Here is a 12,744-nt window from a genome sequence, read left to right as displayed (position 1 = left end):
ACGTTAGGATTGGGAGCGCTAATTGCAGCCCTCATGGTGATAATTGGAGGCGATCGATCTATCCGAGTCTGAATACAACAATCTACATTGTGTCCGAAAAGCCCCATCGTCCAGGTTCCCGATGCTCAGCACCTCGAAATGACAGCCGACGGGGATTTCTTACGCTTTGCCTGCGGAATATGACCCCGCTCACTTTGAATCCCGCAGCTGTTGCCTTTCTCTCCGATCTGCCGTAGCTTTGTAGAACAGACTCACAGCTCAGATTTTCCTGTCCATTGTGTACGAAAATGTTTGATTCGCAGATCACTGAACAACAAACCACGGAGGCACCATGAAGAAAACGTTCTTGTTGATCCTGCTCCTCGCAATCGTTGTTTCGACCGGCTACGCACAACTTGGTGTTGGTCTGTCGAAAGGTCTCATCGGCGGTTTGAATCTTGCTACCGTCTCAGGCGGTGACGTTTCCAAGGACGTCAAAAGCGTCTCCACCTACGCGGCAGGAATCTTTCTTGAGCTGAACATACCGGGACCGTTTTCGTTCGAGGCGAACGCCCTCTATAGTATGAAGGGAGCAAAGACGGAAGCCGGCAGCGTTACGTACACTGATACGTATACCTACATCGACGTGCCTGTCCTGGTGAAGTTCAGCCTGCCCGTGCCGGCTATAAGCCCCTCGATATACGCTGGGCCTATGTACAGCACCCTCCTGAGCGCAAAGACGAAGCAAGAAGGAGGCCTCCTTCCCGGTGAACGCGACATCAAAGATGCGATGGCCAAGAGTGATCTCAGCGCTGTGGTAGGAATCGGGCTCAGTTTCACTGCCCTCAGAATCGATGCCCGTTACAACATGGGTTTGTCGGCGTTGGACAAAGACGGGAAGCTCAAGATGTACAACAAAGTCATCTCACTGTACGTCGGACTAAGCTTGTAGTTAGCCGGTGCTGCCGGAATAGAAACGCCGGACCGGAAATTGAAATTGTGCAGGCGCCCCCTCGTGGGGCGCTTGCGTTTTAGTGATCAGGAAATGAGCTGACGGGAGTCATCGGGCGATGAACCGTTCTGTGAAACAGGATTGTAATATCTCTATCTTGATTTCAGCTGGGGAGTGGAAATCCGACAGGGTGCCTGGAGCGCAAGTTGATCGTTGAGGCACGGCGGCGTCGTGAGCTTTTGGTCAAGAGATTCCCTGGTCGCACCTACACATAAGAAGGAATCGCGGCATGAAGCAATCCCGACTCTTCTCGCTTCAGGAGAAGAAAACGAAACTTATCGTCGGTCTTATGTCCGGCACATCGGCAGATGGAATCGATGCTGCGCTCGTCCGGGTGAGCGGCAGCGGCGTGGATACTCGTCTTACCCAAATCGCCTTTGGCACCTATCCCTATCCCGCCGGTCTTCGCTTCCTGATTCTGCAGAACTCACTGCCCGGCACGGGCAGCGTCGACCTTCTATGCGAACTGAACATTCTGATCGCCCACTTTTTTGCGGATGCGGTAAAGAAGATCGCACGCAAAGCACGCATCGATCTCGCCGACATCGATCTCATCGGTTCACACGGACAGACTGTCCATCATCTTCCCCAGTCGAAGCGGGTTTTCGGGAAAACAATCAGGTCGGGACTCCAGATCGGAGATCCATCAAGCATCGCGAAGCTTACCGGCATCACGACAGTGGGTGATTTCAGGACTGGCGACATGGCTGTCGGGGGCCAGGGCGCGCCGCTTGTTCCGTATTTCGATTACCTGATGTTTTGATCGAAAACAAAGAACCGTATTCTTCTGAATCTCGGCGGTATAGCCAATTTCACAGCGCTCCCCAGGAAATGCTCGGTTGACGATGTCGTTGCGTTCGATACCGGTCCGGCGAACATGGTCATCGACGCCCTGATGATCAAACTCTACGGCAAGAAGTTTGACAAAAATGGAAACGTGGCTCAACGCGGCCGGGTTTCGCCGGGTCTGCTTTCAGAATTGATGGCCCATCCGTATTTCAAACAGCGGCCTCCAAAATCGACCGGCCGGGAAATGTTTGGAACCATGATCCTTCCGCAGATCCTGAAACACCGACGCACATTGGAGAACGAGGATCTGATCGCCACGGTCACTCGCTGGACGGCTTTGTCGGTCTTCGATCAGTACCAGCGGTTCATCGAAAAGAGAATGATCGCCGACGAGGTTCTGGTCAGCGGTGGAGGCGCCCACAACCGCTCAATCATGTCGGGATTGCAGGATTTCTTCGATCCCGTGCCCGTCGAGAAGATCGAATCCATCGGTTTCTCCTCCGACGCGAAGGAGGCAGTCTGCTTTGCGATACTTGCCAACGAGACCATTTGCGAGCATCCTTCGAACGTGCCGGGTGTCACCGGCGCGAGCAGACCTGTTGTCCTCGGAAAGATCTGCCTGTAGAGTCCCGCCACGGAACTCCCTTGCCTTTGATTCTTTCGTGCAGTAGCTTCGGATGTTGATTTCATCAGAACCAATCTGTTGCACTCGAATGGAGTTGCTATGAAAAGTCCTGTCAGCCTGCGGATCCTGGCGCTGTCTTCTCTAAGCCTGTTCCTTTCACTGCACGACGTTTGTGCCCAAATCGTGGTGAAGGACCTCGACGCGTTTGTCCAAAGCGTCCAGAAGGAGTTTGAAGTGCCGGGACTCGCTCTCGCCATTGTGAAGGACGGAAAGGTAGTCGTTGCCAAGGGTTATGGCGTCCGCAAAATGGGAGAAGCGGCCAGAGTTGATGAGCAGACGCTCTTCGGCATCGCTTCGAACACCAAAGCGTTTACAGCAACAGCGCTGGGGCTGCTCGTCGAAGAAGGGATGCTGGAATGGGACGCTCCGGTGGTGAAATACCTCCCCTGGTTCCAGCTCTCTAATCCATATGTGACACGAGAAATCACAATACGTGACCTTCTAGTGCACAGAAGCGGACTCGGTCTCGGAGCCGGTGATCTTCTCTGGTGGCCGCGATCGACGTACGACAGGAAGGAAATTGCCAAACGGCTCAAGTTTATACCGTTGGTGAAGAGCTTCCGGAGTGCGTACGCCTATGACAATGTTCTTTATCTGATTGCGGGCGAAGTCATCGAAGCGATAAGTGGACTGAGTTGGGAAGATTTTGTTGCGACGAGGATACTTGCAAAACTCGGAATGACGGACAGCAATGTCCGGCATTCAGACGCAGGCGGCAATGGGAACGTCGCGATGACGCATGCAAGCGTAGACGGAAAGGTGCGACCTATCGAGCCCTTTACGAGCGACAATACGAATCCTGCCGGCGGAATCAACGCGAGCGCCAGGGATATCGCGAAATGGATGATTGTTCAACTTGATTCAGGGCGGGTTTCCGGCGGCACAAGGCTGTTCTCTCCTCAGACGACCGTCCAGCTATGGCGCATGGTGACTCCGATACCGGCGGGAAATCCTCCGCCTGAGCTTTCGGCGCTACGGACCAATTTCAACGGCTACGCGCTTGGTTTTGGTGTGAGCGACTATCACGGCTACAAATTTGTTCATCACACCGGCGGCCTTCCGGGCTACGTCTCGAAGATTGCGATGATACCGGAGCTCAAGCTGGGCGTCGCGGTGCTGACGAATCAAGAGTCAGGTGAAGCATTTGAGTCCATTACTTATCATGTACTCGATGAATTCATCGGAGGAGCAAAGAAAGACTGGCTTGCCGCGTTCAAGAAAATGCAGGCACGACTGGCTTCCATGACCGCGATGGAGGAAAAAATGACTGTGGGTAAACGAGACAGCACCTCTCGTCCTTCTCTTCCTCTCGCTTCCTACGCCGGTACGTACTCCGATCCGTGGTACGGAGACATCACCGTTGCTTCCGAGAATGGAAAGCTCATGATGAGATTCGGCCATACACCTTCGCTGGAAGGGGAACTCCAACACTGGCAGTTTGATACGTTCATTGCCCGGTGGAAGGATCGTGAACTCCGCGCGGATGCGTTTGTGACATTTTCGCTTAATCCGGATGGGAGTATCGATCAGGCGAAAATGAGAGCGGTCTCACCTGCGACGGATTTCAGCTTTGACTTCCAGGATCTGCTCCTGAAACCGGTGAAGCGTTCAGGCAAATAGGATTCTAGAAGATTGAATTGAAATCAGGAGACTCTCGGCTTGCCTTCTTGCGGCGCGATGGACAGCACACCAGTACACTAAACCAAATCTGAACGACCCCCCGGCATGACCACAAGAAAAGCGCTCGCATATCTAGGGATGCTCATTAGCGTCCTGGTCCTGATCACGCTCTACACTGACAGGGCGCGTCACGCCCCCGTCGATGGTTCCGAATCCGGTGAAGTAGCGCAGGAAATTCCGACCGCGGAGTTCCCGGTTGACTATGCGCTGGGGGAGTTTGATGAACGATTCGGGATCACCAAAGAGAAGTTCCTGGAGATCGCAGAGCAAGCGAAGAGGGTGTGGGAGGATGCAGCGGGCAGACGTCTCTTCAGCCTTCACGGTGAGGGGACCCTGAAAATCAATCTGATATTCGATTGGCGCCAGGAACGTCTGCTGGGAGCAATGAAGGCCAAAGCGACGCTGGATGGCACCGGACGGTCGTTTGATCAACTGCAATCCGACTACAACGAACGATCGCGCATGCTTGACCAGTACCGCCGTTCGTTTGAGGAATCAGCCGGGTCCTACAGGGTTCATCTGGACGGTTACAACGCCCGTGTCGCACGCTGGAACGAGAGTAAGGACCACAGCGACAGCGAGTACAACGCGCTCCAGTCCGCACGCAGGGAGATCGAATCGGAACAGAGCAATCTCGAGAAGAAAAGGGCTGACCTGAATTCCCGGGGTGAGGAGTTTAATAAGCTTGGTGAGAAATTGACGGAGCTTGCAGGCAAGCACAACGTGGATGTCGAGAATTTCAATGGCACGTACGCCCAGTCGAGGGATTTCGAAAAGGGACTCTTTGACGGCAAGTCCATCAACATCTATGAATTTGAGAAAGAAGATGATCTGAAACTCGCGTTGGTGCACGAGTTTGGACACGCCATCGGCTTGGGGCATGTGGATAATCCGAAAGCGATCATGTATCGCAAACTGGCTGTTCAGGACATGAATCCTATCCATCTCGCGAGCGAAGATTTGACCCTCCTGTTGGCGAAGGTGAAATGACTCCACGGGACAATCAAGTTCACGAGAACGACGAGCACCACGAAGCGCCTGCACAGGGACCTCGTTTGCTGCGAGTCCTTGGGTTGAAAGAAGGGCTCGCGATTCACATGAGCGGGATTATCGGCTCGGGCATTTTTGTAGTCCCGGCGGTGATTGCGGGGCATCTCCATTCGATGGGGCTCATCGCGGTGGTATGGGTCCTCGGCGGCTTGCTGACGCTTTTCGGCGCGTTGACGGTGGCGGAGCTCAGTTCATTGATGCCGAGCGCGGGCGGACCCTACATCTATCTGCGCGAGAGCTTCGGCCGTGTCTGGGGCTATATGTTCAGCTGGAATCATTTCTTCATCAACACCGCCGGCGCTCTCGCTGCAATCGCCATCGCGTTTGCTACATATCTCGGATACTTCTTCCCATCGCTTTCTCCCGAACACTCGCTCTTCAGTTCCTCCATCACGATGTTCGGACTGACAGTGGAAATCACGGTGAGGGCGACACAGGTGGTTGCCATGGTTGTTATCGGAATCGCGACCGTCATCAATATCCGCGGTGTCCGGTTAGGAGGGTGGGTGACAAATTTCTTCACGACGGCAAAAGTTTTTGCGCTCCTTACGTTGATCGTCGCCGCGTTCTCGTCAGGGAAGGGAAACGCGGCAAACTTCGCGCCGTGGTGGCCGGAGCATTGGTCGTCGGAACTGACGTCGGCATTTGGTCTGGCAATGATTTCCGTCCTTTGGTCGTACGAAGGCTGGACGACCGTCACGCAATCCGCGAGTGAGATGATGAACCCGGAGAGGAATATTCCGCGCTCACTTCTTTTCGGAACATGTGGGATTATCTTCCTCTATCTAGGTGTCAATTTCGCTTACGTCTATCTGATTCCGATCGATCAGATGTCGGGTTCGGCGCGGATCGCGGCTGATGCAGCATCCGTGGTCTTCGGGCCATTCGGCACTTCCCTCATCATTGTGGGAATTCTCTGCTCGACGTTCGGAACGATCAATAATTCGTTTCTCAGCGATGCCCGTTCGATGTACGCTGCGGGGGCTGACAGCGCGTTTGCCCCGAGTTTCGGCAAAATCCACCCGCGTTTTCGGACTCCCTACATCACGTTGATCGCTCTCGGTGTCTGGAGTGCTCTTCTGACGCTGAGCGGCTCGTACGACCAGATTGCCTCATACGTCATTTTCGGATCCTGGATGTTCTACGGATTGACTGCGGTGTCTGTGATTGTGTTAAGGAAGAAGATGCCAGGCACACCACGGCCGTACAAAGCCTGGGGCTATCCGTATGCGACTCTGTTGTTCGTTGCCGCCGCCGGATGGATCCTCGTCAATACGCTGGTGGAAGATCCCCGCGACGCGGTGATTGGAATCGTGCTCCTGTTGCTCTCGCTGCCGTTCTATTTCTATTGGACAAACTGGAAGAAGACAGAATCCAGAATTCAGAATCCAGAAGGATAAATTCAGAATTCAGAAGGAAGAATTCAGAAGTCAGAATTGAGATTCATTTTGCTGGAGAATCCGATCTGACTCCTGCATTCTGACTCCTACATTCTAAAGGAACCCTCATGATCTCCCCCCTCCGTCCTACAACCCGGCTCCTGTCCGATGCGTTCGCGAAAAACATCATCGATGAGAGCTTCCTTGTCCTTGAGCGGATTGGCGTATTCATTGAGAACGAGGAGGCGGTGAATCTGCTCCGGGCTGCGGGGGCGAAGATCGATACATCTTCCCGAAGAGTGTTTCTTCCTCCCGCAGTCATTGAGAGCGCACTTGCCTCAGCTCCCGAACGCATGACGCTGTTCGATGCGACCGGCGAAAGGTCGTTCCTTGTCGGAGGCGACGAAATCCACTTCGATCCCGGCTCTTCGGCCCTCCGTTTGTTCGATCACAAGACCCAATCCGAGCGTGAGGCTCAAACGAGTGACCTCGTTCGATTTCATAGTCTCGTTGAGCGCCTGGACAATTTTCACTTCCAGAGCACAGGGCTCATCAGCGCCGACGTCCCGGAAGTACTCGCGGACTGCTATCGCCTGTTCATCGCATTGCAGTATTGCACCAAGCCCATCGTGACCGGGCTGTTTGTTGTTGAGGGATTCAAACCTATGTTTGAGATGCTCTGTGCCGTGAGAGGCGGAGCGAGAAATCTGAGAGAAAAACCGCTGGCTATATTCGATGCATGCCCTTCGCCTCCCCTCAAATGGAGCAACCTGACAACCCAGAGTCTCATCGACTGTGCAAGGGCCGGAATACCGTCTGAGTTGGTGTCGATGCCGCTCACGGGCGCAACGGCGCCGGTAACGCTTGCCGGGTCACTGGTGCAATTGACTGCGGAAAATCTCGCCGGTGTGGTGATCACGCAGCTGGCAAGCCCCGGAGCGCCTGTTATGTTTGGAGGTTCACCATCCTGCTTCGACATGCACACCGCGCATCCCCCGATGGGCGCGATCGAGACAATGATGATCGATGCCGCCTACAGCCAGATCGGGAAGGCGCTCGGATTGCCAACGCACGCATACATCGGACTGAGTGATTCGAAATGCGTCGATGCACAGGCCGGTCTTGAGACAGGAATCGGCGCAATCCTCGGTGCGTTGTCTGGCATCAACGTGATGTCAGGGGGTGGGATGATGGACTATGAATCGGCGCAGAGCCTCGAGAAACTTGTGATCGACAACGACATTTGCGGGATGGCATACCGCCTCGTTCAGGGAATCGAACAGCGCGACGAACCGTTGGCGCTGGAGCTGTTCTCGGAACCAGCCGGGGTTACCGATTTTCTGACTCATCCGCATACTCTCCAATGGCATGCCTTCGAGCAGAAATATCCGCGGGTGATGAACCGTGACGGGTATGAACAATGGGTACGGAACGGTAAGCCTTCCCTGGATGAGCGCGCTTCGCAGCAGGTCACACAGCTCTTATCAGAAGTATCTCATTCCCATCTTTCGGATGATCTCCGATTCCACCTGACCGGTGTTATGGAAACGCACGGGAGAAAGTTCGGCATGGATCACCTGCCCGTTCCGGAATAGCCCCGTACGAGTTCATCCGAGTTGCATGATCCCAACCTTATCGCAGAGGAGCATGTCGCTGGTCTTTCGGCGAGACCCTGCTCAAATCATAACAGCTTGCCTTTCTGAACGATCTGAAGTAGTTTTGTTCTGGCCCAACTTTTTGATAGTTTGTAAGCTGATGCGGTTGCCGACCATTCCATGGCAAGCCAGCGTAAGGGAGAGTCCGATGAAATCCAAAATTACCAGGAAGCCGGTGCCTAAGAAACCCCGCAAGCCGGGCGGGAATCGTCCGGCCCGTGCCAAAGCACCGGCGACGGCTCCAAGGAACAATCCAGCGCGTCTTGATGTCTTTTTCCGCCACCTGTTTGAGAGCTCCCCCGAAGGGATCGTGACTCTCGACAAACATGGAGTCGTCATCGATGCCAACGATGCATTCCTGAAGCTGTTCGGGCACTCGCTTGCAGAAATCAAGGGGCAGGAACTTGATGACATGATTGTTCCCGACAACCTCACGGAAGAGGGGCGAAGTTTATCGCGAAGGGTATCGAAGAACGAGACGATTGAAGCAGAGACGATTCGGAAACGCAAGGACGGGGTTCTGGTCCACGTGTCAGTCATTGGCACTCCAATCATGGTGGGCGGCGATCGAATCGGAATCTATGGAATCTACAGGGACATAACAAAGCAGAAACTGTCTGAGGAATCTCTTCGCGAAAGTGAGGCACGCTATCGGACGTTTGTAGAAAGTGCTCAGGACATCATTTACAGCGCTGACATTGTTGGCCGCTTCATCTACGCCAACCCAAACGCGCTGCGAGCCACCGGATATTCCGAAAGCGAGATCATCGGAACGAAGTACCTCGACCTGATCCCAACGCATTTCAGGCACAGGGCGGAAGCTTTTTACAAGAAACAGGTTATCACCGACACTGCAAGCACGTACTTCGAATTCCCGGCGACCAGGAAAGACGGAAAGGAAATCTGGCTGGGACAGATTGTCCAGCTGGTCAAACGCGAAGGGCGGACAGTCGGCATCCAGGCGATCGCACGCGACATCAGCGAACGAAAGCGCATCGAAGACGAACTGAGAGAGAACCAACATCAACTGGCGACTGTCATCGATACGGTGAACGAAGGGCTCACGTTCAGCGACGAGCGGGGGCATTTCGAAGTCTTCAATGCGACGATGGAACGTCTCGCGGGATACTCCAAGGAGGAGGCCAATGCCGGCGATTTCAGCATGTTGCTGTATCCGGATCCTGAGCTTCGTCAGCAGGCACTTGACGGACTGAAGGAACTTCTCGAAAAAGGGGAACTGCACGACGAAGAAACGACAATCACCGCGAAGTCCGGTGAGCGGCGCACGCTGCTCGTGACAACACGGCTGCTGCGCGCGAACGGTAAGAAAATGTTCTTGAGTGCGTACCGGGACATCACAGAACGGAAGCGCATCGAAGCGAATCTGGAAGCCAACCGGGCCTGGCTGAGCGCGATCTTCGATAATGTTGGCGTGGGTGTAAGTGTGATCAATCCAACCGGACGATACATTCAAGCAAACAAATGGTGGACACAGAAACTTGGCTACACGTCTGAAGAACTGCTCAAACTCACAAGCCTCGCGATTACGCATCCGGATGACGTGGAAGCCAGCAAGAAGGAGATGCAGGAGCTTCTACAGGGGACGATCGGACACTACGAACTGGAGAAGCGTTACGTCTGTAAGAACGGGGAAACATTCTGGGCGAGTGTGGCCGTCACGCCGATTCGCCGGGCCGGAGGAGAGCTCGAGGCCGTCGTTGGCATCATTTCGGACATTTCCGTGCGAAAAAGCGCGGAAGAACAGCTTCGCATGCTGGCGCACAGCATCATGAGCGTTTCAGAGTGCGTGACAATTACCGACCTCGAAGACAAGATCGTGTTCGTGAATGACGCCTTCCTGAAAACGTATGGCTATACTCAGGCGGAGGTTCTCGGGAAAGACATTGCGATTGTTCGATCACTGAACAACGATCCGGCTGTTGTGGCCGCGATAGAGGAACGTTCGCTCTCGGGAGGATGGGCCGGCGAACTGGTGAATCGCCGGAAGGATGGGACCGAGTTCCCGATCCGTCTTTCAACGACAGTGCTGCACGACGACAAGGGGAGGCCGGTCGCGCTCGTTGGGGTCGCAACCGACATCACGGAGCGCAAGAAAGCGGAAGAAGAGCTGCGAATGAGCGAAACGCGCTTTCGCGAGATGTTCGATGACGCGCCAGTTGGGTATCACGAGCTGGATACCAGGGGGCGGATTACCCGCGTGAACCGCACGGAACTCCGGACCCTTGGATATGCGGCTGAGGAGATGACGGGTCGACCCGTGTGGGATTATATCGAGGAACGGGAAACCTCCGAGAAGTCTGTATTGGAAAAGCTGGCGGGGACAAAACCCCCGGGTCGGAACGTCGAAAGGAACTATAGAAAGAAGGATGGTTCCCTGGTCCCGGTTCTTTGTGAGGATAGGCTCTTGCGCGATCCTGACGGAAACATTACCGGTATTCGCACCACGCTCCAGGACATCACCGACCGGAAGCGCATGGAGGAAGAGCTGAACACTGCGAAGGAGGTCGCTGAGGCTGCCACGAAAGCGAAATCGGAGTTTCTAGCAGTCATGAGCCACGAGATACGAACACCCATGAATGGCGTCATCGGCATGACTGATTTGCTGGCGCAGACGGATCTCACACCCGATCAGGCGGACTTTGTTGATACCATTCGTGTGAGCGGAGAGACACTTCTGAGTGTCATCAACGATATTCTGGACTTCTCAAAGATCGAATCGGGAAAGATCGAGCTCGAAGAAGTGCAATTCGAACCGAGAACGTGCATCGAAGAGGTCTATGACCTGCTCTCGCAGAAGGCGTCAGCGAAGAATCTTGATTTGCTGTATTGGATCGATCCGGAAGTCCCCTCCGGAATTCTTGGCGACAAGCACCGGCTCCGCCAGATCCTGTTCAATCTGATCGGGAATGCCCTTAAGTTCACGGAGAAAGGGGAGATCTACACATCGGTCGCGCTCAAGTGGAGAATTGGCAAGACCTTTGAGCTCCAGTTCTCTATCAGAGATACGGGCATCGGAATTCCGCAAGACAAGATCGAAAAGTTGTTCAAGGCGTTCACGCAGGTAGATTCTTCAACGACGCGTCGCTATGGTGGAACGGGGCTGGGACTTGCCATTTCCATGCGCCTCGTGGGTCTGATGAAGGGGAAGATCTGGGTGGAAAGCGAAGTGGGAAAAGGATCTGTCTTCCATTTTACCATTCAGTCAAGTATACCTGAAGCATCCGAGGCGCTGCCCGAGGTGTACATGCGCGGCAAGGATGTCACATTTGCGGGACGCCGTATTCTGCTCGTCGATGACAATGCGACAAACCTCCGGATTCTGAGAGAATTGTGCCAACACTGGAAGCTTATTCCGCGGGTCACACATTCGCCAGCCGAAGCACTTGAGTGGATCAGAAAGGGAGATCCTTTTGACCTTGGGATACTCGACATGCAGATGCCCGACATGGACGGAGTGACACTCGCGCAGGAAATCCGGTCGCTGCGTTCTCCCAGCGCCCTCCCCATGATCCTTCTCTCCTCCCTTGGGTCGGCATTGAAGGAAGGGGGCAGGGGAGGAGAACTATTCACTGCCGAAGTCGCGAAACCGATCAAACAATCGCAACTGTACAATGTCATCGCTGAAGCGCTGAGTGGCGAAAGAGTCGCAGCACCGCGCAAGAAAGTGACGCCGGAACTCAAAGTTCCAGCCACATCGAACCTGCGCATTCTGGTGGCGGAAGACAATGCAGTGAATCAGAAGCTGATCCTCCGCATCCTGCAGCAGCTCGGCCACTCCGGTGATGTCGTGACGAACGGTCTGGAAGTGCTGAAGGCGATCGAAGGAAAACAGTACGATCTGATTTTCATGGACGTGCAGATGCCTGAGATGGATGGCCTGGAAGCGACGAGGCGGATAGTCAATTCCAGCAAGCCCGGGGACAGGCCGAAGATCATAGCGTTGACCGCTGACGCAATGTCCGAAGACAGACAGAGGTGTTTTGACGCCGGTATGGACGATTATTTGAGCAAGCCGGTTCACATGGACGATGTCGCGGCGATTTTGCACCAGTGGGCGGTTCCGGCGAAAAAGCAGATAGGTGACACGGACGAGGATGAATCGGCCGAGTTCGTTGAGTTTGAGAAAACCGTGCTGGTACGTTTGAAGGAATTTGGCGTTGCAGGGGACCCTGCCTTCGTTGTAGGTCTATTGGAGGATTTCGTGGGGACCGCGACGCAGCTTCTTTCAGAAATATCAACGGTCCATGGACGGGGTGACAGCGAGCGGCTCGATTACATTGCCCACACATTGAAGGGGAGTTTCACGACTTTCAATCTGATTTCTCTGGTGGCGCTGGCGGCGTCGATCGAGGCGCGGGCCGAAAAGAAGGAACTTGCAGGGCTCGAGAAAGACCTGGCCGAGCTTCGGAATCGGTTCGAGACCAACATCCCTCATTTGATGAAGCTGAAAGCGAAGTTGATGCGGCAGGCGGGGAGTTGAAGCGAGAGCGAATC

Annotated in this window: 6 protein-coding genes and 1 pseudogene; all 7 read left to right on the top strand. The window is 54.4% G+C overall.

The window, feature by feature from the left end:
- Positions 1-331 precede the first annotated feature (331 nt).
- Positions 332-931, top strand: a complete 600-nt coding sequence (locus tag NTU47_11265) for a porin family protein (protein MCX6134381.1) — start codon at positions 332-334, stop codon at positions 929-931.
- 289 nt (positions 932-1,220) lie between these two features.
- Positions 1,221-2,405: pseudogene (locus tag NTU47_11260) on the top strand (anhydro-N-acetylmuramic acid kinase).
- 99 nt (positions 2,406-2,504) lie between these two features.
- Positions 2,505-4,085, top strand: coding sequence for a serine hydrolase (locus NTU47_11255; GenBank protein ID MCX6134380.1), 1,581 nt, complete (start codon positions 2,505-2,507; stop codon positions 4,083-4,085).
- Positions 4,086-4,190: 105 nt separating this feature from the next.
- Positions 4,191-5,135 carry a matrixin family metalloprotease gene (locus tag NTU47_11250; protein MCX6134379.1) on the top strand — a complete coding sequence of 315 codons (945 nt, stop codon included), beginning with the start codon at positions 4,191-4,193 and terminating at the stop codon, positions 5,133-5,135.
- Positions 5,132-6,595, top strand: a complete 1,464-nt coding sequence (locus tag NTU47_11245) for an amino acid permease (protein ID MCX6134378.1) — start codon at positions 5,132-5,134, stop codon at positions 6,593-6,595. The genes NTU47_11250 and NTU47_11245 overlap by 4 nt, the downstream gene beginning before the upstream one ends.
- Before the next feature lie 107 nt (positions 6,596-6,702).
- On the top strand, positions 6,703-8,169 hold the full coding sequence (locus NTU47_11240) for a trimethylamine methyltransferase family protein (GenBank protein ID MCX6134377.1): 1,467 nt from the start codon (positions 6,703-6,705) through the stop codon (positions 8,167-8,169).
- 208 nt (positions 8,170-8,377) lie between these two features.
- Complete coding sequence (locus tag NTU47_11235; protein ID MCX6134376.1) at positions 8,378-12,730, top strand: PAS domain S-box protein; 4,353 nt, start codon at positions 8,378-8,380, stop codon at positions 12,728-12,730.
- The last annotated feature ends 14 nt before the right edge of the window (positions 12,731-12,744 follow it).

This window comes from Ignavibacteriales bacterium, assembly GCA_026390595.1.
GTDB lineage: Bacteria > Bacteroidota > Ignavibacteria > UBA10030 > UBA10030 > UBA9647.
Note: the sequence above shows the minus strand (reverse complement) of the source record. Positions and strands in the feature narration are given on the sequence as shown.